The following is a 23,290-nucleotide window of genomic DNA, read 5'->3' as shown; positions in this document are numbered from 1 at the left end:
AAATCCCGCCTCAAAGAGACGGGATCTGACGATTCGCGGCGATAGATCGGGCTTTAAGCTTAGGCGCTTTCGGCGTAGTCGCTACCGTCCGGCTCGCGCAGCACGTAACCGCGCCCCCAAACGGTCTCGATATAATTCGCACCGCCGGCAGCGTTGGCGAGCTTCTTGCGCAGCTTGCAGATGAAGACGTCGATGATCTTCAGTTCCGGCTCGTCCATTCCGCCGTAGAGATGGTTCAGGAACATTTCCTTCGTCAGCGTGGTGCCCTTGCGCAGCGAAAGCAGCTCGAGCATCTGATATTCCTTGCCCGTCAGGTGCACACGCTGTCCGCCGACTTCGACCGTCTTGGCGTCGAGATTGACGATCAGCTCGCCGGTGACGATGACCGACTGGGCGTGGCCCTTGGAGCGGCGCACGATTGCGTGGATGCGGGCGACGAGTTCGTCCTTGTGGAAGGGCTTCGTCATATAGTCATCGGCGCCAAAGCCGAGGCCGCGAACCTTGTCCTCGATCCCGGCCATGCCAGAGAGGATCAGGATCGGCGTCTTCACCTTGGAAAGGCGCAAGGTGCGGAGCACTTCATATCCCGACATGTCGGGAAGATTCAAATCCAGCAAAATAATGTCATAATCATAAAGCTTGCCGAGATCGACGCCTTCTTCGCCCAGATCGGTCGTGTAGACGTTGAAACTCTCCGATTTGAGCATCAACTCAATACTCTGCGCTGTCGCGCTGTCATCTTCAATAAGTAGAACCCGCATATTAATCCCCTTTACCGCCGCCGAGAGGTTGACTGGCTCCCAACGCGATACCCGATCCAGTTACTACCTGAGTTGGAAGCTGCCACGGAATGGTTAACAAATTCTAATTCCCCATGGCAAGGTGTTCCAGGTTTATTAAATAGTAATCCCATTTCCCTGTTTTCCAAAAAGAATCCAGTGGCGGTATTCCTCAACTCTTAGATTAAGAAAATGCTCCAACCGATTCATCTGACTCAGCAATACCGCATTTGAAATCTCTGCCGCGGCATTTACTGACCCTTAAATCATCGGCACTATCATTAACGATGCCCGTAAACGAAAGGTTACCAGCGGTAGGTTTTTATTAACACCGCAGGAATTTTTTTGGACAGGCCGTGTCAAAGCGGTGCGGCGGGTGTGTTGTAGCCGGGATCTCGCACTGGAGTAATGCGTATGAAGTCGCGTGAGAGCCTAGTTCGCCTGAAGGAATTCCAGGTGAACGAAAAACGCCGTCAACTGCAGCAATTGCAGATGATGATGTCGGAGTTTGAGAGAATGACGAAGGATCTGGAGAGCCAGATCGTCCTCGAAGAGAAGAAGTCCGGCATTTCCGATCCGAATCACTTCGCCTATCCCACCTTCGCGAAAGCCGCACGTCAGCGTGCGGACAATCTACAGGTTTCCATGAGGGAACTCCGGGTACAGGAAGAGGCGCTCGAGCTGGCTTTGGAGGAAATGCAGGCGGAATATGCCAAAGCCGCAGCTCTGGAGGAGCGGGATGGCGCAATAAGAGCGCGCGCCTGACGGTAGGGGAGGATGGCGCGCGGGTTTGTCCGTACCGGAGCGCCGGTCCTTAAAAGGCCATGTATGGTAGGCAGTCATGTCTATCATACGTGGCTTTTAGCCCTTCTCCGAGCGAGCCGAATCGCGTTCAACCGCACTATCACGTGCTGATGACATCCTGCCACTCGGGATGGCGTTGCGATTGCGCCTTGAAGAAGGGGCAAAGCGGGAAGATCTTCCAACCGTTGCGGCGGGCCTCCTCCACCGCATGCGCGGCGATCGCCTGACCAACGCCCTTGCCGCGCAGGGCATCGGGAACGCCCGTATGATCGATGATGATCAACTTCGGCGATGTGCGTGAATAGGTCATCTCCGCCTCATTCCCGTCGAGCGTTGCCACGTAGCGGCCGCCGGCAGCGGTCTCTTCATTTCTGATTTCCATTTCCATCCATCCAGAAGCAATTGATCACAAGCGAAGGGTCGCACGCCGTCACCTGCCTGCCAAGCTGTGTTGCGGGTGACGCTGTGTTTTTGGATGGAATGCTTGTCGGGCCGTTGCGGGCAGGGCGCGGGTGAAATAGTGGTTCTGGCGCCATCGGTCATATGGCAGACCAATAGCCAGGATTGCGCCTATGATGATCATAGACCTGAGACCCGTACTGCTCGTTACCGCGCCGCTTCTGCTTGGCTTCGGTCTCGTTCTGCCCCTGGTTCGATTCGAGACACTTTACTTTTTCACCGAGACACCGTCGCTTCTGGGAATCGTATCTTCACTCTGGCAAACGGGGAACAACCTGCTTTGCCTGATCGTGATTCTCGTATCCATCATACTGCCGGTCATGAAGATGATCGGACTTGCCGCCGAGGCGTCGGGTGCCGGCAAAGGGAGGGCCGGCAGCCTTTTTTATCATCACGTGATACCGCATCTGTCCAAGTGGTCCATGATGGACGTTCTGCTGGTCGCAATCGTAATTGTGGCGGCAAAGGGGACCGGCCTTGCAAGCGCGTTCACTCAGCCCGGACTCTGGTGCTACGCGGGGTCGGCAATAATTTCGGGCTTTCTTCATTCCCTCAATGGGAAAGTATCCGGCCCGAAATGAAACGATTTCTAAGATTTAAGCGGCAGCCCGCGGCTCAATGGCGGTACTGCTGTATCCGGGTCGTCCGAAGGCCAGCAAGGCCATGATTGTTGATGGACGACTGCCAGGAGAGGAATTCTTCGACGGTAAGCGTATAGCGTTCGCACGCTTCTTCCAGGCTCAGCAAGCCGCCGCGAACTGCCGCGACAACCTCTGCCTTGCGGCGGATCACCCATCTACGCGTATTGGGCGGCGGGAGATCTGCAATCGTCAGCGGGCTGCCATCGGGGCCGATGACATACTTCACTCGGGGACGTATCATTTCGGTCATTGGACTCTCTACACTACTCAAGACCACAACCGGCACTCTAACTTGCCACATTTAAAAATTGCCTAAGCGCGCGGTAACACTTTGATAAGATTTTTAGGCAACTGCTTCGCCGTGCCGTTTTTGGAATAAATCGTCACGTTACGTAAATTTGTGCCTTGCGCATGGGAGCCATGCGTAATGGGTATTATAACGTGAGGGAGAAGAGAATTATAAACGCCTTAAATTAACCGTGGGCGCTGGATTTATCTCCGCTGTTCTCGCCTTACCCGGAAGATCCATGCCTCGACGCTCCGTTCATAAGAACTGAACGGAGCAATACTGCGTTTGTCTGGTCCAGAGTCATCTTCCAAGAGCGTGAAGCGTGATCGATTGGCGGTGCAAGCCAAGGAACGCCAATGAGCAAGAGTGAAGGCGCGGTTCGTCACCGCGTTGAAAACAACGGACTATTGCCTGCGCTCTCCGAGGGTGCGACTGCGAGGGATAATTGCCGACAGAAGATTGCGGAACTCGGGCAGTCGGCCGGCTTTGGATATTTTCTGTTTGCGGTATTTCCGCGAGGAGACCGCACGGCGTTTCTCGGCAACTGCATCGCAAGCAACTGGCCGAGGGAACTTCTTAATTACTACGAAGGTTGCGATGTCTTTCACCACAGCAATCTCGTGGCGCGGCTCAAGCGAACCGTCATGCCTGTCTTCTGCCCGAGGGAGCCTTTGCGAGCAGTGCCGCCAACCGGGAGAACAGGCGGCTCAATGCTCTATTCTCTCAGCACGGGCTCGAGAACACCTTTGCCTTTGCGCTTCATGATGCCGACCTAAGGCAATATATCTTCGCCTATTCCGGTCGCAGCGCCATGCTGCCGCGCGCTCAGGAGATGGAGGTGTTCTATCGTTCGATGGAGATCCTTGACGGTCTTGCGCAGCAGAGCGGCGAAAAAGACGGGCCGTCCGAAAGTCTCAGTCGAAGAGAGATCGAATGTCTTCGCTGGTCGGCCGCCGGCAAAAGCAGCGAGGAGATCGCCATCATCCTCGACCTCTCGGCTCACACGGTAGCAGGCTATCTCAAAAGCGCGATGCGCAAGCTCGATTCGGTCAATCGCATGCAGGCTGTCGCGCGTGCCTACCGCTTCAGGCTCCTGTGAGACCTCTTCTGAAATAAGGATCGGAGAGGCGAGGACTCAGAATCCCTTGCCGTCCCTGAGTTCGGAAATCACCGTGCCTATGATGATCTTCAGGTCAAGGAAGATCGAGAAATTCTCGATATAGTAAAGATCGCTTGCGATGCGCGCTCTCGCCTTCGCCGCCCTGTCGGTCGGCCCGCGCAAGCCCCGCATCTGAGCGAGACCGGTTATCCCCGGGCGCATGGCATGGCGCTGATGATATTCCGGCACGAGCTCCTGATAGAGCATTCCGGCGGCGAGCATATTGATCGCGTGGCAGCGGGGGCCAACGAGCGACATGTCGCCTTTCAGCACGTTCAGAAGCTGCGGCAACTCATCGATATTGGTGCGACGCAGGATGGCACCGATGCGTGTGACGCGGGGATCGTTCTGGACGGTTTGAGCAACACCGGAAGCATCGCACATGTCCGTCCGCATGGAGCGAAACTTGTAAACTCGGATTTTCCTGCAATTCTTTCCCCAGCGGATCTGCGTGAAAAGCACAGGGCCGGGGCTATCGAGCTTTATCAATACAGCAACGCCCAGCAAAAAGGGGCAGAGGATAAGCAGGGCGATTGAAGAGCCGGCAATATCCAATGCCCTCTTCAAAAAAAGATGAACAACCTTTCCTCGAGCCGACGCATAAGTCAAACTCGAGCGTGTCTGGTGCTCAAGCAACTTTCTCTGCTCGATTTCAAAGACATTTCTTACAACAGCGCTGTCCATGTCCGTGATGCTCAAAAGGTTTGCTCTTAAATACTGTATCGAACGGGGCGATATTTCAGACGCGTCCAACGGAAAGATATTCGTTAACGTTTGCGCGGTAATTTTAACGCCTAATTAAGAATAATTTTGCGACAATTGTATTAATCTGTCCAATGAAATTTGCGGCAGTGCAGCAAATACTTCAGGAATCAGGCAACTGATTGATTTACAACATGCTTTCTGAAAATCTTCGCCTTTTCCGTGCCTTGGGCGTCGGCATTTCGCGTGCGTTTTTTGCATAGCGGGATCAAAAGGCGGAACCTGCGCTTGATCTGAATCGGACACACTTGCGCATTAGGACGCGATTCAAAAAACTGCGATTTAATCAAAGGTTGATCTGGAATTGCCCTGAATTCACGCCTGCCCGGGGTGCCTTCCGCCCCAGGAGATGAAATCGGGATTGGCGAAGTCCAGACGGGCGGTTGCGCCGGTCTTGCCGTAGGAAAGCGGAATGCCGTCGAGGGTTTCCGTCGTGCCGCCGGCAGCGCGCAGAACGGCGTCGCCGGCTGCCGTGTCCCACTCCATCGTGCGCGTAAAGCGCGGATAGACATCGGCCTTTCCCTCGGCAAGCAGACAGAACTTCAGGGACGAGCCGATATTCGTGCATTCGTTGATCGCGTTCCTGGCCAGGAAGATCCCGGTCTTCGGGCTGTCATGCGAACGGCTGGCGACCGCCAGCGCATGTGCCGGCCGGGCGCGGACGGCAATATCGATCCTCTCGGTAACCGTGAAATCTTCGCCGATGACAAGTCTCTGCGCCTTGCAGGCCTCGCCGGTAAAGGCAACACCGAGTGCCGGTGCGTAAACGATGCCCGCAAGCGGAGCGCCGTCCTTTACGAATGCGATGTTGACCGTGAATTCCTTGCGTCGGTCGATGAATTCCTTGGTTCCATCCAGCGGGTCGACGAGGAAAAAGGCTTTGCCGCTGATATCGGGGATCCGGCCGGCCGCCACGGATTCTTCGGCGATCACCGGTATGTCCGGAAAGTCCGTCTTCAGATGCGCGAGGATGATCTGCTCGGCGCGTGCGTCAGCGATCGTCACCGGGCTGGCATCTTCCTTGAATGAAACTGGGCAGCCGACACGAAAGACGTCGATGATTGCCTCTCCCGCATCAAGTGCGGCCCGTTCGAACGTCTTGAGCATTAGGCTTTCTGCCATTGAAGAATTGCCGGAAGCATGATCCGCCCGCCACAGTTCGCGCCACGCTTCTTCACATCCAATATCAAAACTACGGTATATATAGTGGCTCCAACGTGCAATTGCATCACACGTGATCGTTTCGCAATTCGTTCGGCTCCCGGACACCATCCGGCGATGGCGCGATTCGGACAATCGTGATGGCGCAAATAAGAATACAGGCTTCGCAGTTCGGGCTATTTGGCTGAGAAAATAGTCACTACGCTGGCCCAATAAAGCCGAGCACAAGCTATTTTTTTCGGCTGAAATCAAAGGCATGGGAAGTTTGCCGCGCGACGGCACGTCATTTTATTCACGGATCGTCGGCGCCCGAGATGCGCCAGTAACTGGAGAATGCACATGAAAAGCCATGCCAGGGTCGTCGTCATCGGCGGCGGTGTCGTCGGGTGTTCGGTTCTCTATCATCTGACGAAGTTCGGCTGGAGCGACGTGGTCCTGCTGGAGCGTTCGGAGCTGACCTCCGGCTCAACCTGGCACGCGGCCGGCGGCATGCATACGATCAACGGCGATCCGAATGTAGCAAAGCTGCAGAAATACACGGTCGAACTCTACAGGGAGATCCAGGACTATTCCGGCCAGGATGTCGGCCTGCACATGACCTCCGGCCTGATGCTGGCGGCGACGCCGCAACGCTTCGACTGGCTTAAGTCGATTCTCGCGAAAGGCCGTTACAACGGGCTGGAGGCGACCCTGCTGACGCCGAGGGAAGCGCATGAAATGATGCCGCTCCTCGACCCGGGCCAGTTCGTCGGCGCACTCTACGATCCGGTCGAGGGGCATCTCGATCCTTATGGCACGACCCATGCCTATGCCCGCTCGGCCAGGAAGAATGGTGCCGAAATCCATCTTCACACCAAGGTCGAAGAGTTGGTGCAGCGCCCGGACGGCCTGTGGCGGGTCATCACCAATCAGGGCGAAATTATCGCGGAGCACGTCGTCAATGCTGCCGGTCTCTGGGCGCGGGAGGTTGGGCGCATGGTCGGTCTTGAACTGCCCGTTCTAGCCATGGAGCACATGTATCTCATCACCGAAGACATGCCGGAGGTGATCGACTTCAACAGGTCGACCGGCAAGGAACTGATGCATTGCGTCGACTTCGACGGCGAGATTTATCTGCGTCAGGAGCGTCAGGGCATGCTGATGGGGACTTACGAGAAGGCCTGCCGCCCCTGGTCTCCGCTCACCACGCCCTGGGACTTCGGTCATGAGCTGCTGGCGGAGGACCTGGAGCGCATCGCGCCCGAACTGGAAGTCGGCTTCCGACATTTCCCGGCTTTCAACAATGTCGGCATCAGGAAGATCGTCAACGGCCCCTTCACCTTCTCGCCCGACGGCAATCCGCTGGTCGGTCCGGTGCGAGGCCTGACGAACTACTGGTCGGCCTGCGCAGTCATGGCCGGCTTCAGCCAGGGCGGCGGAGTCGGTCTGGCGCTTGCCAACTGGATGATCCATGGTGATCCCGGCTTCGACGTCTTCGCGATGGATGTTTCGCGCTACGGGGACTATGCGACACTCGCCTATACCAATGCCAAGGTTCGCGAGAACTACACACGGCGTTTCTCGATTCGCTATCCGAACGAGGAATTGCCGGCCGCGCGACCGCTGATGACGACGCCGATCTATGACAAGCTCAAGGAAGCGGGAGCCGTGTTCGGCGCCTCCTATGGTGTCGAACAGGCGCTCTGGTTTTCTCCATCGGGCGAGGTGGACAGGTTTTCATGGCGTCGCTCCAACGATTTCGATGCGGTCGGGGCCGAGGCAAGAGCCGTGCGCAGCAGTGTCGGCATGATGGAGACCTCGGCTTATGCGAAATATGCCGTCAGGGGACCGGGGGCCGAATCCTGGCTCGACCGGATGCTCGCCTGCAGGATTCCCGCCGCCGGCCGCATGACGCTGGCGCCGATGCTGAAGCATGACGGCAAGCTGATCGGCGATTTCACGCTGGCCAAGCTCGGGGAGGGGGATTTCCTCGTTATCGGCTCCGGGATCGCCGAATCCTACCACATGCGCTGGTTCGAGAATCATTTGCCAGCGGATGGGTCGGTCGATGTTCAGGCACTTGGCCTTTCGCTGGTCGGTCTCTCCGTTGCCGGAGCGAACGCGCGCAACGTCATAGAGAAGTTGACGCATCGGGATCTCTCCGATTCGGCCTTCTCCTTCATGAGCATCAGTCGGATGGATCTCGGAATGGCGCCGGCGATCGTCGGGCGTGTGTCCTATACCGGAGATCTCGGTTATGAGATCTGGATGAAGCCGGAATATCAGCGCTACATTTTCGATCTTATCATGGACGCCGGTCGAGAATACGACATCTCGCTCTTTGGTCTGCGTGCGCTCAACGCGCTTCGTCTCGACAAGTCCTATGGCAGCTGGGCGCGTGAATACCGCCCGCTTTATGGGCCCTATGAGGCGGGACTTGGCCGGTTCATCGCTCTTTCGAAATCCGCTGACTTCATCGGCAAGGAGGCGGCCGGAAGAGAAAAGGCGGAAGGCGGTGCACTAAGACTGCGGACATTCATTCTGGAGGCGAAGGATGCCGATGTGATCGGCGACGAGCCGATCTATCACAAGGGCGCCGTTCGCGGCTGGGTAACCTCCGGCGGCTACGCCCATGCGTCCGGCGTCTCGGTGGCGATCGGCTATGTGCCGCGGGAGATTGCCGACGAGGCCGATGGCTGGTCGATCGAGCTCCTGGGCACCATGCTGCCGGCGCGGTTGCAGCCGCAGCCGTTGTTCGATGCCAGTGGTTCCAGGATGCGCTCCTGACTTGCGACCAAAGTTCAAGCTCGCTTTCTGGAAGTAACTTGGCCGCTCGCCAAGTCTTAGGCATCGCTTGGCTATTTTTTTGCCAGCGGATGCCGCTTTTGTATGGGTTTTGATTTTAATTGCGCCATTTATGCTTGTTTTGACAGGAATCTGTGTTGGTAACCCCTTTTTGTCTTCACATTTTCCCGGAAAGCGCTATGGATTGCGCCAATGAAGCCCCAAAAAGGGGATATAAAATGAAACGAGATGCGGCAGATTTCAGGCCGCATCCTGGGGAAATGAGGGAATGGAGTATTTCGTTCAGCAGCTCCTTAACGGGCTGACTCTTGGTTCCATCTATGGTCTTGTGGCTATTGGCTATACGATGGTTTACGGCATTATCGGCATGATCAATTTCGCGCATGGCGATATTTTCATGCTTGGCGGTTTCGCCGCTCTCATCGTCTTCCTGGTCCTTACATCCGTCTTCGTAGGTCTTCCGGTGGCACTCTTGCTGCTGGTGATGCTCGTCGTGGCGATGCTGATGACGAGTCTGTGGAACTGGACGATCGAGCGTGTCGCCTACCGGCCGCTACGCGGTTCGTTCCGGCTGGCGCCGCTGATCACTGCTATCGGCATGTCGATCGTCCTGTCCAACTTCATTCAGGTGACGCAGGGCCCGCGCAACAAGCCCATCCCGCCGCTCGTCGGCACGGTCTACAACATCGGCGGCATCTCTATCTCGCTAAAACAGATCATCATCATCATTGTCACGTCGGTTCTGCTGACGGTGTTCTGGTACATCGTCAACCATACCTCGCTGGGGCGTGCGCAGCGCGCGACCGAGCAGGACCGCAAGATGGCGGCCCTCCTTGGCGTCAATGTCGACCGCACGATCTCCATTACCTTCGTCATGGGCGCTGCCCTTGCGGCCGTCGCCGGAACGATGTTCCTGATGTACTATGGGGTGGCTTCGTTCACGGATGGCTTTATCCCGGGTGTGAAGGCGTTTACGGCGGCGGTTCTGGGCGGCATTGGCTCTCTTCCGGGCGCAGTTCTTGGCGGTTTGCTGATCGGGCTTATCGAGTCGCTTTGGTCTGCCTACTTCACGATCGCCTACAAGGATGTTGCGACCTTCGCCATCCTCGCTTTCGTCCTGATCTTCAAGCCGACGGGTATCCTGGGACGGCCGGAAGTCGAGAAGGTATAAAGTCATGGCAAATCCAAGTTTTGTCGCAGGCAAGTCCGCGTCCGGTCTTGTCCAGAAAGGGCTTACGGAAGCCTTCTTCACGGCTCTGATCACGTTCGGGATGTTCGTTCTTTATGTGGGGCTGAAGACCGAGCAGAACATCAACAATGAACTGGTCATTGTTCAGCGCTGGGGCCTGCTTGCGATCTTCGTTGCGATCGCGGCCGTCGGTCGCTTCCTGATGGTGGTGGTCATCAAGCCGCGCATCGATATGCGCAAGGTCCGCAAGGCGCGGGCGGGTGAACTTGCCATCTCGACGGAAAAGGGTTTCCTGCGCCAGCATTTTCTGAAGATCGCGCTTGTCGCTCTGGTGCTCTATCCCATGGTCTTCGTCGCCTTCCTTGGCCCGCAGGGATCGCTGAAATGGGTCGATAATTTCGGCATTCAGATCCTCATCTACGTGATGCTCGCATGGGGTCTCAATATCGTCGTCGGTCTCGCCGGTCTCCTCGACCTTGGCTATGTCGCCTTCTATGCGGTTGGCGCCTATTCCTATGCGCTGCTGTCAACGCATTTCGGCCTGTCCTTCTGGCTGCTTCTGCCGATGGCGGGCCTTCTTGCCGCGCTCTGGGGTGTTATTCTCGGCTTCCCGGTCCTGCGTCTCAGAGGTGATTATCTGGCAATCGTGACGCTCGCTTTCGGCGAAATCATCCGTCTCGTCATCATCAACTGGACTGACCTCACCAGGGGCACGTTTGGTATCTCCGGAATTGCCAAGGCTTCCGTCTTCGGCATCTGGACGTTCGACGTCGGCAAGGCCAACAATTTCGCAAAGGCCTTTGGTCTGCCGATGTCTTCGGCCTATTACAAGATCTTCCTCTTCTACGTCATCTTGGCGCTCTGTATGCTGACGGCCTATGTCACGATGCGGCTGCGCCGGATGCCGATCGGCCGCGCATGGGAAGCGCTTCGCGAGGACGAGATCGCCTGCCGCTCGCTCGGCATTAATACGGTGACGACGAAACTGACGGCCTTTGCCACGGGCGCGATGTTCGGCGGGTTTGCGGGCTCCTTCTTCGCCGCGCGCCAGGGCTTCGTATCGCCTGAGTCGTTCGTCTTCCTGGAATCGGCAGTAATTCTGGCTATCGTCGTCCTTGGCGGCATGGGATCTCTCACCGGCATCGCCATCGCTGCGATCGTCATGGTCGGCGGCACGGAAGCGCTTCGCGAGATGGACTTCCTGAAAGCGATCTTCGGCCCCGATTTCACGCCCGAGCTCTATCGCATGCTGCTCTTCGGCCTGGCTATGGTGGTCGTCATGCTGTTCAAGCCGCGCGGCTTCGTCGGCTCACGCGAGCCGACCGCCTTCCTGAAGGAACGCAAGGCCGTGTCCGGAAGTTTCACCAAGGAGGGGCACGGCTGATGGCCCCCACACAGGAAACGATGACAAGCGATATCTTGCTCAAGGTCGAGCACCTGTCGATGAAGTTTGGCGGTCTGATGGCCATCAACGATCTGTCCTTCGAGGCCAAGCGCGGCGATATCACCGCGTTGATCGGCCCGAACGGTGCCGGGAAGACCACCGTCTTCAACTGCATTACCGGGTTTTACCGGCCGACGATGGGCATGATCACGCTGCGGCAGAAGAGCGGCAAGGAATATCTGCTGGAGCGGCTGCCTGACTTTCGGATCACGAAGGAAGCCAAGGTCGCCCGTACCTTTCAGAACATCCGGCTGTTCTCGGGCCTGACGGTCCTGGAGAACCTGCTCGTGGCCCAGCACAATAAGCTGATGAAGGCATCCGGCTTTACCGTTCTCGGCCTGATCGGAATCGGTCCGTATCGCAGGGAGGCGGGCAATGCGATCGAGCTTGCGCGCTATTGGCTGGAAAAGGCCGATCTCATCGACCGCGCCGACGACCCGGCCGGCGACCTGCCTTACGGCGCGCAGCGACGTCTGGAGATTGCGCGCGCGATGTGCACCGAGCCGGAAATGCTCTGCCTCGATGAGCCAGCCGCTGGCCTCAATCCGCGCGAATCGGCAGCACTCAACGAGTTACTGCGGGAGATCCGCACCGAGACCGGCACATCGATCCTGCTGATCGAGCACGACATGTCGGTCGTCATGGGAATTTCCGACCATGTCATCGTGCTCGAATACGGCCGGAAAATTTCCGACGGCACGCCTGATGACGTCAAGAACGATCCAAGTGTGATTGCGGCCTATCTCGGCGTCGAGGACGAAGAAGTCGAGGAGGTTATCGCCACCGTCGAGCAGCTCGAAGGGAGCGCCAAACAATGACGCTTCAATCTCTTCTCAAGGTGCAGGGAGTCGAGACCTATTACGGCAACATTCGCGCTTTGGCCGGTATCGATGTCGAGGTGAACAAGGGCGAGATCGTGAGCCTCATCGGCGCCAACGGCGCAGGCAAGTCGACTTTGATGATGACGATCTGCGGCAGTCCGCAGGCGCGCAACGGCTCGGTGATTTTCGAGGGGCGCGACATCACGCGTATGCCGACGCATGAGATCGCACGGCTGCGTATCGCGCAGTCACCGGAAGGTCGTCGTATCTTTCCGCGCATGACCGTTCTTGAAAATCTGCAGATGGGCGCCGGTCTCGACAACCTCAAACATTTTAACGAGGACATCGAAAAGATATTCACCCTGTTCCCGCGTCTCAAGGAGCGTCAGACGCAGCGCGGCGGCACGCTTTCGGGCGGCGAACAGCAGATGCTGTCAATCGGACGCGCATTGATGGCGCGCCCGAAGCTCCTGCTGCTCGACGAACCGTCGCTCGGCCTTGCGCCCCTGATCGTCAAGGGCATCTTCGAGGCGATCAGGAAGCTCAACAAGGAGGAGGGACTGACCGTCTTTCTGGTGGAGCAGAACGCCTTTGCGGCACTGAGGCTTTCAGACCGCGCCTATGTGATGGTGAACGGCAAGGTGACCATGAGCGGCACGGGCCGCGAACTGCTCGCAAATCCGGAAGTGCGCGCCGCCTATCTCGAGGGCGGACGACACTGAGATGGCGGCCGGAGGACTTTGATATGCAGGGACTTTTCTTCGAAAGCGATATGGGTGTTCGGACTGTCATTCGTGCCCTGGTCGTATTGATCGGCTTTTGGACCGCCTGGCGCACGGGCAAGGCGGTTGCCGACGGCTGGGGCACCTACGGCCTGGCTGTCGTCTACACATTCCTGCTGACCTGGGTGATGCAGTTCCTGCATCATGCGCTCTTCAACGGGCCGATGCTGAGTGCCTTTTATTTCATCATCGACTTCGTGCTTTTGCTGATCTTTTCGACAGCTGGATACCGCTTCCGTCGAACCAATCAGATGGTGAATAGCTATTACTGGCTGTACGAAAAAACCTCTCCGTTCTCATGGAAGGACAAACATTGACAGCCAATTACAACTAGGCACAAATGCCTTCAGAGTGGAACAGCTTCCGGGCGCAGGAATGGCGGGTGATGCGTCGGATTATCAAACGGAAACCCGCCCAAAAATCGGGAGTAACAATATGAAGAAATCTCTTCTGTCGGCGGTGGCTCTGACGGCGATGGTCGCCTTCAGCAGCAACGCATCGGCCGACGTTCTCATTGCCGTGGGCGCCCCACTGACTGGTCCGAACGCAGCGTTCGGCGCTCAGCTTCAGAAGGGTGCCGAACAGGCTGTCGCCGATATCAATGCGGCGGGCGGCATCAACGGCGAAAAGATCAAGCTCGAGCTTGGCGACGACGTTTCGGATCCGAAGCAGGGCATCTCGGTTGCCAACAAGTTCGTTGCTGACGGCGTCAAGTTCGTGGTCGGCCACTTCAACTCGGGTGTTTCCATCCCGGCTTCCGAAGTCTATGCCGAAAACGGCATCCTCGAAATCACGCCGGCTGCGACGAACCCCGTGTTCACTGAGCGCGGTCTCTGGAACACGTTCCGTACCTGCGGCCGTGACGACCAGCAGGGCATCATTGCCGGCGCTTATCTGGCTGACAAGTTCAAGGACGCCAAGATCGCCGTCATCCATGACAAGACGCCTTACGGCCAGGGCCTTGCCGACGAAACCAAGAAGGCTATGAATGCCAAGGGCTTGACGGAAGTCATGTATGAAGGCGTCAATGTCGGCGACAAGGACTTCTCGGCTCTCGTCGCCAAGATGAAGGAAGCCGGTGTCACGATCATCTACTGGGGTGGTCTGCACACCGAGGCTGGCCTCATCATTCGTCAGGCAGCCGATCAGGGCCTCAAGGCAACGCTGGTTTCCGGTGACGGCATCGTCTCCAACGAACTGGCCTCGATCGCCGGTGACGCCGTTGCCGGCACGCTGAACACCTTTGGCCCGGACCCGACGATCAACCCGGCCAACAAGGAACTCGTAGAGAAGTTCAAGGCTGCCGGCTTCAACCCGGAAGCTTACACGCTCTACTCCTACGCCGCGATGCAGACGATTGCCGCCGCCGCCAAGGCTGCCGGCTCGCTGGAGCCGGAGGAAGTCGCAAAGGCAATGAAGGAAAAGGGTCCGTTCCCGACCGTTCTCGGCGATATCTCGTTCGATGAAAAGGGTGATCCGAAGCTTCCCGGCTACGTCATGTACGAGTGGAAGAAGGGACCGGACGGCAAGTACAGCTACTTCCAGCAGGAGAAGTAAGGCTCTGCCGTTTGTTGCGTGCGGCAAAGCCGCCGCTCTGTTAAGCCCGGTGTCACGCCGGGCTTTTTCTTTGGCGACTTGTCATCTCCAAAGTGTCATCGAAGAAATGCTGGCTGGAGGCATGACTTTCGCTTAAGCCTTTGAGTGACCCGAAACAATTAGTGGAAATCCGATGTCCAGACCCAGCATACTCGTGACCCGCCGCTGGCCCGCTGCTGTCGAAGCTGTCCTTGCCGACCGTTTCGACGTAGCCTTCAATTCTGACGATGTCCCCCTCGATACCGAGGAATTGCGAAAGGCACTGACGGACTATGATGCGGTGCTGCCGACGGTCTCGGACAAGCTGCCGGCCTCGATCTTCGATGGGGATGGATTGCGCACAAGAATCCTCGGCAATTTTGGCGTCGGTTTCAATCATATCGATGTTGCCGCCGCCAAGGCCCGTGGCATCGTTGTGACCAATACGCCCGGCGTCTTGACCGATTGTACTGCCGACATCGCCATGCTCCTGCTGCTTTCCGTCGCCCGGCGCGGCGGGGAGGCGGAACGCCAGTTGCGCACCGGGCAATGGAAGGGCTGGTCTCCGACACACATGATCGGCACGAAAGTCAGCGGTAAGACGGTAGGTATCATCGGTTTCGGCCGCATCGGCCGGGCCTTCGCCCAGCGCTGCCATTTCGGTTTCGGCATGGATGTCGTCTTCTACAATCGTTCGCCGATCGATCCTTCGGAAGCGATGCGTTACGGCGCCACACAGCTCGCGACGGTGGAAGACGTATTGGCGATTTCCGATTTCGTTTCCCTGCATTGCCCCGGCGGCGCGGAAAACCGCCATCTGATGAATGCGGCGCGACTGTCGGCAATGAAACCCTCCGCATTCCTGATCAACACCGCGCGTGGCGATGTCGTCGACGAGGCGGCGCTGATTTCGGCTCTCGAGACCGCTACGATCCGCGGCGCCGGTCTCGATGTCTACGAGGCAGAACCGAACGTGCCTGAGAAGCTGATCGCCATGGAGAATGTCATCCTGTTTCCGCATCTGGGCAGCGCGACGGAGGAGACACGCACTGCCATGGGCATGAAAGTGGTCGATAATATCACCGCCTTTTTCGAGGGTCGCGAGCCGCCGGACCGCGTGGTCTGACCCTCAGTCGTTCCTGTTCGGCCTTTCAGGCGGCACAAGAATTGCTTGGGAAAAATCGGCGGTCGAGCAAGGGATTGGAATGACGGGTATGATGGCAGGCATGAGGCCACAAAGAGCGGAGGGGCGAGGGCACCTTGCCGCGCGCTCGCTGGGTGGTCGCACGCGTCTGCGCGATCTCTACCAGGAGGGGGCAGCAAAAATCAGGCTGCCCGAAACCTTCAATGATTCCATGGAAGCGGTGATCATCAATACCGCCGGGGGCTTGACGGGGGGCGACCGGATGGGATGGAGCTTTGTCGCTGGTCCCGGGACACGCCTCGATATCACGACGCAAGCCTGCGAAAAAATATACAAGGCCTCGGCCGGCACCGCCGAGGTCGTGACGAAGATCGACGCCGGCTCGGGAGCGCGGGTCCACTGGCTGCCGCAGGAAACCATTCTCTTTAACCGTGCTTCGCTCGTTCGGACGCTCGAAGTCGAGCTCGATGCGACCGCGGAATTTCTGGCTGTCGAAGCGATCCTGCTTGGTCGCAGGGCGATGGGCGAGAGGATGGAGACGGGCCTTTTTCGCGATCGCTGGCGCATCCGTCGTGCAGGACGGCTGATCCATGCGGAGGAATTGCGCTTGGAAGGTGCCGTCGCAGAATTGGCTGAACGGCAGGCGGTGTTGGGTGGCCAGGCGGCTTTCGCGACGGTGCTTTATACCGGTGCATCGGCGGAGATTTTCCTGAAGCGGTTGCGACCGTTGCTCGCCGAGCATGCGGGTGGCGCCAGTCATTGGAACGGAAAGCTGATCGCGCGGATTGCGGCCGCCGATGGCTTCACCCTAAGAAAAATCCTGATCCCGGTGATTTCGGTCTTGCGCGACGGGGCGCCGGTACCGAAAGTCTGGAATCTCTAGTTCAAGCATATGGGCAAACGATGAACCTCACTCCGAGAGAAAAAGACAAGCTGTTGATTTCCATGGCAGCGATCGTGGCACGGCGGCGGCTCGAAAGGGGTGTCAAGCTGAACCATCCCGAGGCGATAGCGCTGATCACCGATTTCGTCGTCGAAGGCGCCCGAGATGGTCGTCCGGTGGCGGAACTGATGGAGGCGGGTGCCCATGTCATCAGTCGTGAGCAGGTGATGGAAGGCGTGGCGGAGATGATCCACGACGTGCAGGTCGAGGCGACCTTTCCGGACGGAACGAAGCTTGTGACCGTGCATGAGCCCATACGGTAATGGATGGCAGAGATGCTGGAGCTCAGACCCAATTGTGAATGCTGCGACAGGGATCTCTCTCCGGAAAGCCCGGAGGCGATGATCTGCACGTTCGAGTGCACATTCTGCGCGGGTTGCGCCGGCAATGTGCTTGGCGGCATCTGCCCGAACTGTGGCGGCGAACTGGTGCGGCGGCCGGTGCGTCCAGCCGCGATGCTTGCCAGATATCCGGCATCGGCGAAACGCGTCCTGAAGGCTGAAGGTTGCAGGGCCGGCAAGGCGGCATGAGGAGAAGAAGATGATTCCAGGGGAAATTATTGCCGCAAACGGCGAGATCGAGTTGAACGCCGGCGCGCCTACGGTGACGATCGAAGTTTCGAATACCGGCGACCGGCCGGTGCAGGTCGGAAGCCATTATCATTTCGCGGAAACAAATGCCGGTCTTTCCTTCGACCGCGAAAGGGCCCAGGGGATGCGCCTCGACATCCCGGCGGGAACGGCTGTGCGGTTCGAGCCGGGGCAGACCCGGTCGGTCACGCTCATTCCTCTTTCCGGCAAGCGGGAAGTTTATGGATTCCGTCAATTGGTTATGGGCAAGCTTTGAGATTTGAGATGAAGCTCGGGAGGGCGTGACAAAATGCGATTTTCATGGGTTGGCAGCGGTATCTGCGGTGCAATATTTCTGGGCGCCGGCGCCGTCACTGCTCAGGAACCGGCCGTGGATTGCAAGAACGCGGTAACGCAGGCGGATATGAACATATGCGCTGCCCGCGACCACGCGGATGCCGATAAGGAACTGAACGCGCAATACAAGAAGACCCGTGCCGCCATGCTCGCCCGGGACGCAGAGCTTGAAGGTGACCAGAAGGGCGCGGAGAAGGCACTGCTTAAATCGCAGCGCGCATGGATCGACTATCGCGATGGCGAGTGTGAGGCCGAGGGATTTCAGGCGCGCGGTGGAAGTTTGGAACCCATGCTGATTTCCGAATGCATGGCGAAGTTGACGCGCCAACGCACCAAGGAGCTTGCGGATTTGGCTGACGGCCAGGAGCAGTAGACTGTGAGTGCGAAAGAGATAATCATGATCGTTGGAAACGGCGAGATCGCGGCCGAAGCGGCCGACATCATCGACGCTTCCGATCTGGTCGTCCGCTTCAATGATTGCAGATCCTTCGGAAATGGCGGCAGCCGCACCGATGTCGTTGCCGTCTGCAATACCGGGCGCCCCGCCAAGGCAATGCTTGGATCCCCGCAATGGCGCAGTCATCCGGCCGTCGCGGAGGCGTCTGCCATCTGGAGCGTGCGCGATCCGCGGAAGTTTGCCGTGCTGAAGGCGGAGCTTGCGATTTCGCATCCCGAACTCGATGACCTTTGCGACGATTACACCGATGGTTTCGCTTCCCTCTGCGCCGATCTCGGCATGGAGCATCGGGTCATCGACCAGTCGATCCATGAGGCGGTGGACAAGGCACTCGCCGCCTACGATCCCGCGCCTTATGTCGTCCCGAGCAGCGGAATGATCGTCATTGCCGAACTGCTTGCCAGATATCCCGATGCCGATATCAGGCTCGCTGGATTTGGCCATGCCGGCTGGGAGTGGCATCCCTTCGCCGCGGAACGGCGCCTGGTCGATTCCCACATGGCAGCCGGTCGCCTGAAGCGAATTGCCGACTATCCTTTCATCTCTCCTTCTCAAGGAACCCGGTGACATGCCCTATAAGATTTCCCGTGCCGCCTATGCGAGCATGTTCGGTCCGACCGTCGGCGACAAGGTGCGCCTTGCTGATACCGAACTTTTCATCGAGGTCGAAAAGGATTTCACCACCTATGGCGAGGAAGTGAAGTTCGGCGGCGGCAAGGTCATCCGCGACGGCATGGGCCAGAGCCAAGTCACGCGCGCCGAGGGAGCGGTCGACACCGTTATCACCAATGCCGTCATCGTCGACCATTCGGGTATCATAAAAGCCGACATCGGTCTCAAGGACGGCCGCATCGTTGCGATCGGCAAGGCGGGAAATCCGGACACGCAGCCGGGTGTCAACATCATCGTCGGTCCGGGGACGGAGGCAATCGCGGGCGAGGGGAAGATCGTCACCGCGGGCGGGATGGACAGCCACATCCATTTCATCTGCCCGCAGCAGATCGAGGAAGCGCTGATGAGCGGGCTTACCTGCATGCTCGGCGGCGGTACCGGACCGGCGCACGGGACGCTCGCGACCACCTGCACGCCCGGCCCCTGGCATATTGCCCGCATGATCGAGGCGGCCGATGCCTTTCCGATGAACCTCGCCTTCGCCGGAAAGGGCAACGCTTCGCTGCCTGGAGCGCTGGAGGAGATGGTGCTCGCCGGCGCGACCTCACTGAAGCTGCATGAGGACTGGGGCACCACGCCTGGCGCGATCGACTGCTGCCTCTCCGTCGCCGATCAGTATGACGTGCAGGTCATGATCCATACCGATACGCTAAACGAGAGCGGCTTCGTCGAGGATACGATTGGCGCCATCAAGGGGCGGACAATCCATGCCTTCCATACCGAAGGCGCCGGCGGAGGTCACGCGCCTGATATCATCAAGATCTGCGGGCAGCCGAACGTCATTCCGTCCTCGACCAATCCGACCCGGCCTTACACCGTCAACACGATCGCCGAGCATCTCGATATGCTCATGGTTTGCCATCACCTCTCTCCGTCGATCCCGGAAGATATCGCTTTCGCCGAAAGCCGCATCCGCAAGGAGACGATCGCCGCAGAGGATATTCTGCATGATATCGGCGCCTTCTCGATCATCTCGTCCGACAGCCAGGCCATGGGCCGCGTCGGCGAGGTCGCGATCCGCACCTGGCAAACGGCCGACAAGATGAAGCGTCAGCGCGGGCGCCTCAAGGAAGAGAAAGGTGACAACGACAATTTCCGCGTCCGTCGCTATATCGCCAAGTACACGATCAACCCGGCAATCGCTCACGGCCTCAGTCACGAGATCGGTTCCGTCGAAGTCGGCAAGCGCGCCGATCTCGTCATCTGGAACCCGGCCTTCTTCGGCGTGAAACCGGATATGGTGCTGCTCGGCGGCTCGATCGCGGCCGCTCCCATGGGCGATCCGAATGCCTCGATCCCGACGCCGCAACCGGTGCACTACCGCCCGATGTTCGCCTCGTACGGCAAGAGTCTCACGAATTCCTCCGTCACTTTCGTCTCGCAGGCTTCGTTGGATGCCGGCATCGCTGGCAGGCTCGGCGTCGCCAAGAGCCTCGTGGCGGTCAGGAATACACGCGGCGGCATATCCAAGGCATCCATGATCCATAACAGTCTGACGCCGGAAATCGAAGTCGATCCGGAGACCTACGAAGTCCGTGCCGATGGTGAGCTCCTGACCTGCGAGCCGGCGACCGTTCTTCCGATGGCGCAGCGCTATTTCCTGTTCTGAAACGGCTGCGATCATCGGCTCCCTGCGCAGAATTTAGGCGGTCCGCTACCGCTGCCATGTGTAGCGTGCATGGCAGCGATGCGCCATGTTTTTGGTGCTGCATTGCAGCAAAATCTTGGTTAGGAAGAACTCTTAATTTTCCGGCTACGGGTTCCCAAGACCGTGGCCTCGCAACACAAGGAGAGTTCGATGATCGGCAAGAAAGTTCCCGCCGTTACCTTCCGTACCCGCGTTCGCGACGAGGCCGTCGGCGGTCCCAATCCGTTCCGTTGGGAAGACAAAACCTCCGACGATTATTTTGCCGGCAAGCGCGTTGCTCTCTTTTCGCTGCCGGGCGCTTTCACTCCAACCTGCTCGACCTATCAGCTTCCCGATTTCGAAAAGCTTGCGGGCGAGTTCAAGGCTGAAGGGATCACTGAGATCTATTGCATCTCCGTCAATGACGCGTTTGTCATGAATGCATGGGGCAAGTCGCAAGAGCTCGAAGCCGTCAAACTCATTCCGGACGGTTCGGGTGAATTCACTCGCAAGATGGGTATGCTTGTCGCAAAGGACAATCTCGGCTTCGGCATGCGTTCCTGGCGTTACGCCGCAGTCATCAATAACGGCGTCGTAGAGCAGTGGTTCGAGGAAGAGGGCTATGCCGATAACTGCGAGAGCGATCCCTATGGCGTGTCCTCGCCGCAGAACATTCTTGAGACCTTGAAATCGGTCAAGCAGGCCGCTTAACAAGCTTCTCATCATATGAGACTAGAAGGCCCGGCTCCGGGCCTTTTTCGTCCCTTGCTTCCTGCTGGCAGCGGCAGGACGATCCCGCTCGGGAGGAATTGGCAGATGCGGACCAGCGATATTGCATGGGTGGCATCGGCTTTAGGCTGTCGTTGCCGGAAAAAGCGCTGCACACCGACATGCATGAGAGGCGCCGCCGATTGGTCCTTGCACTGTGAGGCTCTATTTTGCATGGTCACAATCTAGTCAGAACGGAAGAACCATGCAGCGCGTAACGTCCTATCTGCCCGCCGGCACTCCATCCTCCAATCCCATCGGCAAGGTTGTGCTGGCTCACGACCTGCGCCATCTGCGGCGCAAGCTCCTTCATCTCGAAGATGGCACCATGGTCATGCTCGACCTCAAGGAACCGGTTCTGTTTGCAAACGGCGACCTGCTGGTTCTGGAGGACGGCGAACTGATCGAGATCGTTGCCGCGGAGGAAAAGCTGTTCGAGATCAGGGGCCGAGACCGGCAACATCTCATTGAGCTCGCCTGGCATCTCGGCAACCGCCATCTGCCCGCGCAGATCGGCGAAGATCGGATCCTGATCCTGCGCGACCACGTCATTCGCTCGATGCTGGAAGGGCTGGGCGCAACCGTGACGGAGGTGAGCGAGGCCTTCCAGCCAGCGCGCGGTGCCTATCATTCCCACGGCGGTCATGGTCACAGCCATGATCACCACCATCATTCCCACGACTGAGCTCGCATGAGCGAGGATGCTGAACTTCAGGCTCTGATGCGACTGACAGCCTGGTTATCTCCAGCTTTCCCCATCGGCTCCTTTGCCTATTCCGGTGGATTGGAGCGGGCGGTGCACGACGGACTGGTCTCGGATGCCGACGGGCTTGCAGAGTGGATTTCGGCGCTCATCCGTCATGGCTCGGTGTGGAACGATGCCGTCCTGCTGGCAGGCGCGCATGGAGCCAGCGGCGACCTCGGGCAATTGACTGAGATTGCCGAGCTTGCGGAAGCGCTAGCGGGCTCACAAGAGCGGCATCAGGAAGCGATGCTCCTTGGCGAGGCATTTCTAGCAGCCGCAGGCGCCTGGCCGCATCCGGTGCTGCAGTGGCGGGACGGGCGGATGGCCTATCCCGTCGCCGTCGGACTGGTCACCGGTATTCATGGCATTGCTCTTGAGAGCGTGCTTGCCCTATTTCTTCACGCACTCGCCTCCCAGGGGGTGTCGGCAGGCATCCGCCTTGGCATCGCGGGACAGAAGGATGGCGTGAGGATATTGGCCGGGCTCGAACATCTTATCGCGCAAACGGCAAGACTGGCGGCACGCTCAAGCCTGGACGATCTAGGCTCTGCAGCTGTGCAGGCGGATATCGCCAGTCTGCGGCACGAGACGCAGACGACCAGACTGTTTCGCTCGTGAGAAATGCGAAGTTGCGGGATATCTTGCGTCTTGCCACGGTCCTACGTCATTCGCCGGTGTGCAGCGGACAGGCGCCTGGCTATCATATTGCTTTATCGGAGTTCCAGCCATGAAATCGAGAAATGGACCCTTGCGCGTCGGCATCGGCGGACCCGTCGGCTCCGGCAAGACGGCGCTTACGGAGAAGCTGTGCAAGGCAATGCGTGCGGATTATTCCGTCGCGGTCGTTACCAATGATATCTATACGACGGAGGACGCGGAAGCGCTGGTGCGCATGCAAGCACTGCCTTCGGATCGCATCGTCGGCGTGGAAACCGGCGGCTGCCCCCACACGGCCATCCGCGAGGATGCCACGATCAACCTCCAGGCCATTGCCGGCTTGAACCAGCGCTTTCCTGACCTGGATATCGTCTTCATCGAATCCGGCGGCGACAACCTCGCGGCAACTTTCTCGCCGGATCTCGCCGATATCACGATCTATGTCATCTCCGTCTGCCAGGGAGAGGAGATCCCACGCAAGGGCGGGCCGGGAATCACCAAGTCCGACCTTCTGGTGATCAACAAGAAGGACCTCGCACCTTATGTCGGGGCCGATCTCGAAGTCATGGACCGCGACGCCAGCCGCATGCGTTCCTCACGCCCATTCGTATTTTCGGATATGAAACGTGGCGATGGCGTCAGTTCCATCGTCAATTTTCTGAAGGAGCAGGGCGGTTTGTGACGCCAAATTAAAAGCCGGCG

Annotated in this window: 28 protein-coding genes; 23 read left to right on the top strand and 5 right to left on the bottom strand. The window is 58.4% G+C overall.

Going from position 1 to position 23,290, the window contains the following annotated elements; translation table 11 throughout:
- Window positions 1-59 precede the first annotated feature (59 nt).
- Window positions 60-761, bottom strand: a complete 702-nt coding sequence (ctrA, locus tag AAE029_RS19795; protein ID WP_371074589.1) for a response regulator transcription factor CtrA — start codon at window positions 759-761, stop codon at window positions 60-62.
- A 432-nt stretch (window positions 762-1,193) separates the two neighbouring features.
- Between ctrA and AAE029_RS19790 the strand changes: the two genes are divergently transcribed.
- Window positions 1,194-1,544 carry a flagellar export protein FliJ gene (locus AAE029_RS19790; protein WP_371074588.1) on the top strand — a complete coding sequence of 117 codons (351 nt, stop codon included), beginning with the start codon at window positions 1,194-1,196 and terminating at the stop codon, window positions 1,542-1,544.
- 139 nt (window positions 1,545-1,683) lie between these two features.
- Here the strand turns inward: AAE029_RS19790 and AAE029_RS19785 are convergent, their stop codons facing one another.
- Window positions 1,684-1,965: a GNAT family N-acetyltransferase gene (locus AAE029_RS19785; protein WP_371074587.1), complete on the bottom strand. Its 282-nt coding sequence runs from the start codon at window positions 1,963-1,965 to the stop codon at window positions 1,684-1,686.
- 190 nt (window positions 1,966-2,155) lie between these two features.
- On the opposite strand from AAE029_RS19785, the gene AAE029_RS19780 reads away from it, so the two are divergent.
- Complete coding sequence (locus AAE029_RS19780) at window positions 2,156-2,623, top strand: paraquat-inducible protein A (protein WP_371074586.1); 468 nt, start codon at window positions 2,156-2,158, stop codon at window positions 2,621-2,623.
- A 34-nt stretch (window positions 2,624-2,657) separates the two neighbouring features.
- Here the strand turns inward: AAE029_RS19780 and AAE029_RS19775 are convergent, their stop codons facing one another.
- Window positions 2,658-2,933 carry a DUF1153 domain-containing protein gene (locus AAE029_RS19775; protein WP_371074585.1) on the bottom strand — a complete coding sequence of 92 codons (276 nt, stop codon included), beginning with the start codon at window positions 2,931-2,933 and terminating at the stop codon, window positions 2,658-2,660.
- A 395-nt stretch (window positions 2,934-3,328) separates the two neighbouring features.
- Between AAE029_RS19775 and AAE029_RS19770 the strand changes: the two genes are divergently transcribed.
- Complete coding sequence (locus AAE029_RS19770) at window positions 3,329-3,748, top strand: hypothetical protein (protein ID WP_371074584.1); 420 nt, start codon at window positions 3,329-3,331, stop codon at window positions 3,746-3,748.
- Between the two features lie 62 nt (window positions 3,749-3,810).
- Window positions 3,811-4,071, top strand: coding sequence for a helix-turn-helix transcriptional regulator (locus AAE029_RS19765; RefSeq protein ID WP_371074583.1), 261 nt, complete (start codon window positions 3,811-3,813; stop codon window positions 4,069-4,071).
- 36 nt (window positions 4,072-4,107) lie between these two features.
- Here AAE029_RS19765 and AAE029_RS19760 read toward each other — a convergent pair whose 3' ends face one another.
- Both AAE029_RS19760 and cysQ read right to left on the bottom strand, forming a co-directional pair.
- Entirely contained in the window at window positions 4,108-4,740 is a 633-nt protein-coding gene (locus tag AAE029_RS19760) for a sugar transferase (RefSeq protein WP_371074789.1), read from the bottom strand.
- Window positions 4,741-5,208: 468 nt separating this feature from the next.
- Window positions 5,209-6,000 carry a 3'(2'),5'-bisphosphate nucleotidase CysQ gene (cysQ, locus tag AAE029_RS19755; protein ID WP_371074582.1) on the bottom strand — a complete coding sequence of 264 codons (792 nt, stop codon included), beginning with the start codon at window positions 5,998-6,000 and terminating at the stop codon, window positions 5,209-5,211.
- A 393-nt stretch (window positions 6,001-6,393) separates the two neighbouring features.
- Here cysQ and AAE029_RS19750 point away from each other — a divergent pair, with 393 nt between their 5' ends.
- The 19 genes from AAE029_RS19750 to ureG all read left to right on the top strand — a co-directional run bounded on the left by AAE029_RS19750 (window position 6,394) and on the right by ureG (window position 23,270).
- Window positions 6,394-8,820: an FAD-dependent oxidoreductase gene (locus AAE029_RS19750; RefSeq protein WP_371074581.1), complete on the top strand. Its 2,427-nt coding sequence runs from the start codon at window positions 6,394-6,396 to the stop codon at window positions 8,818-8,820.
- Between the two features lie 286 nt (window positions 8,821-9,106).
- Window positions 9,107-10,009, top strand: coding sequence for a branched-chain amino acid ABC transporter permease (locus AAE029_RS19745; protein WP_371074580.1), 903 nt, complete (start codon window positions 9,107-9,109; stop codon window positions 10,007-10,009).
- Between the two features lie 4 nt (window positions 10,010-10,013).
- Window positions 10,014-11,411, top strand: a complete 1,398-nt coding sequence (livM, locus tag AAE029_RS19740; RefSeq protein ID WP_371074579.1) for a high-affinity branched-chain amino acid ABC transporter permease LivM — start codon at window positions 10,014-10,016, stop codon at window positions 11,409-11,411.
- Window positions 11,411-12,289 (top strand): ABC transporter ATP-binding protein, encoded by an 879-nt coding sequence (locus AAE029_RS19735; RefSeq protein ID WP_371074578.1) that lies wholly within the window; start codon window positions 11,411-11,413, stop codon window positions 12,287-12,289. The genes livM and AAE029_RS19735 overlap by 1 nt, the downstream gene beginning before the upstream one ends.
- Window positions 12,286-13,014 carry an ABC transporter ATP-binding protein gene (locus tag AAE029_RS19730; RefSeq protein WP_371074577.1) on the top strand — a complete coding sequence of 243 codons (729 nt, stop codon included), beginning with the start codon at window positions 12,286-12,288 and terminating at the stop codon, window positions 13,012-13,014. The genes AAE029_RS19735 and AAE029_RS19730 overlap by 4 nt, the downstream gene beginning before the upstream one ends.
- 23 nt (window positions 13,015-13,037) lie before the next feature.
- The gene (locus AAE029_RS19725) at window positions 13,038-13,391 is read left to right on the top strand and encodes a DUF6867 family protein (RefSeq protein WP_371074576.1); all 354 of its coding nucleotides are present in this window, start codon (window positions 13,038-13,040) and stop codon (window positions 13,389-13,391) included.
- A 118-nt stretch (window positions 13,392-13,509) separates the two neighbouring features.
- Window positions 13,510-14,631, top strand: coding sequence for a branched-chain amino acid ABC transporter substrate-binding protein (locus tag AAE029_RS19720; RefSeq protein WP_371074575.1), 1,122 nt, complete (start codon window positions 13,510-13,512; stop codon window positions 14,629-14,631).
- Between the two features lie 172 nt (window positions 14,632-14,803).
- Window positions 14,804-15,775: a 2-hydroxyacid dehydrogenase gene (locus AAE029_RS19715; protein ID WP_371074574.1), complete on the top strand. Its 972-nt coding sequence runs from the start codon at window positions 14,804-14,806 to the stop codon at window positions 15,773-15,775.
- 79 nt (window positions 15,776-15,854) lie between these two features.
- Window positions 15,855-16,676, top strand: a complete 822-nt coding sequence (locus tag AAE029_RS19710) for an urease accessory protein UreD (RefSeq protein WP_371074573.1) — start codon at window positions 15,855-15,857, stop codon at window positions 16,674-16,676.
- Between the two features lie 20 nt (window positions 16,677-16,696).
- Window positions 16,697-16,999: an urease subunit gamma gene (locus tag AAE029_RS19705; RefSeq protein ID WP_371074572.1), complete on the top strand. Its 303-nt coding sequence runs from the start codon at window positions 16,697-16,699 to the stop codon at window positions 16,997-16,999.
- A 12-nt stretch (window positions 17,000-17,011) separates the two neighbouring features.
- Complete coding sequence (locus tag AAE029_RS19700) at window positions 17,012-17,266, top strand: DUF1272 domain-containing protein (RefSeq protein ID WP_371074571.1); 255 nt, start codon at window positions 17,012-17,014, stop codon at window positions 17,264-17,266.
- 10 nt (window positions 17,267-17,276) lie between these two features.
- A complete protein-coding gene (locus tag AAE029_RS19695) occupies window positions 17,277-17,582 on the top strand; it encodes an urease subunit beta (protein ID WP_371074570.1) in 306 nt (101 codons plus the stop codon).
- 33 nt (window positions 17,583-17,615) lie between these two features.
- Window positions 17,616-18,035, top strand: coding sequence for a lysozyme inhibitor LprI family protein (locus tag AAE029_RS19690; protein WP_371074569.1), 420 nt, complete (start codon window positions 17,616-17,618; stop codon window positions 18,033-18,035).
- 24 nt (window positions 18,036-18,059) lie between these two features.
- Window positions 18,060-18,686: a Urease operon accessory protein gene (locus tag AAE029_RS19685; RefSeq protein ID WP_371074568.1), complete on the top strand. Its 627-nt coding sequence runs from the start codon at window positions 18,060-18,062 to the stop codon at window positions 18,684-18,686.
- A gap of 1 nt (window position 18,687) precedes the next feature.
- A complete protein-coding gene (gene ureC, locus AAE029_RS19680; RefSeq protein ID WP_371074567.1) occupies window positions 18,688-20,400 on the top strand; it encodes an urease subunit alpha in 1,713 nt (570 codons plus the stop codon).
- 189 nt (window positions 20,401-20,589) lie between these two features.
- The gene (locus tag AAE029_RS19675; protein ID WP_371074566.1) at window positions 20,590-21,129 is read left to right on the top strand and encodes a peroxiredoxin; all 540 of its coding nucleotides are present in this window, start codon (window positions 20,590-20,592) and stop codon (window positions 21,127-21,129) included.
- A 262-nt stretch (window positions 21,130-21,391) separates the two neighbouring features.
- Window positions 21,392-21,871 (top strand): urease accessory protein UreE, encoded by a 480-nt coding sequence (gene ureE / locus AAE029_RS19670; RefSeq protein ID WP_371074565.1) that lies wholly within the window; start codon window positions 21,392-21,394, stop codon window positions 21,869-21,871.
- 6 nt (window positions 21,872-21,877) lie between these two features.
- Window positions 21,878-22,549 (top strand): urease accessory protein UreF, encoded by a 672-nt coding sequence (locus AAE029_RS19665; RefSeq protein WP_371074564.1) that lies wholly within the window; start codon window positions 21,878-21,880, stop codon window positions 22,547-22,549.
- Window positions 22,550-22,658: 109 nt separating this feature from the next.
- Window positions 22,659-23,270 (top strand): urease accessory protein UreG, encoded by a 612-nt coding sequence (gene ureG / locus AAE029_RS19660; protein WP_371074563.1) that lies wholly within the window; start codon window positions 22,659-22,661, stop codon window positions 23,268-23,270.
- Window positions 23,271-23,290: the final 20 nt, after the last annotated feature.

Origin of the sequence: Sinorhizobium sp. CB7, from assembly GCF_041357635.1 — a bacterium.
Classification (GTDB): domain Bacteria; phylum Pseudomonadota; class Alphaproteobacteria; order Rhizobiales; family Rhizobiaceae; genus Rhizobium.
Note: the sequence above shows the minus strand (reverse complement) of the source record. Positions and strands in the feature narration are given on the sequence as shown.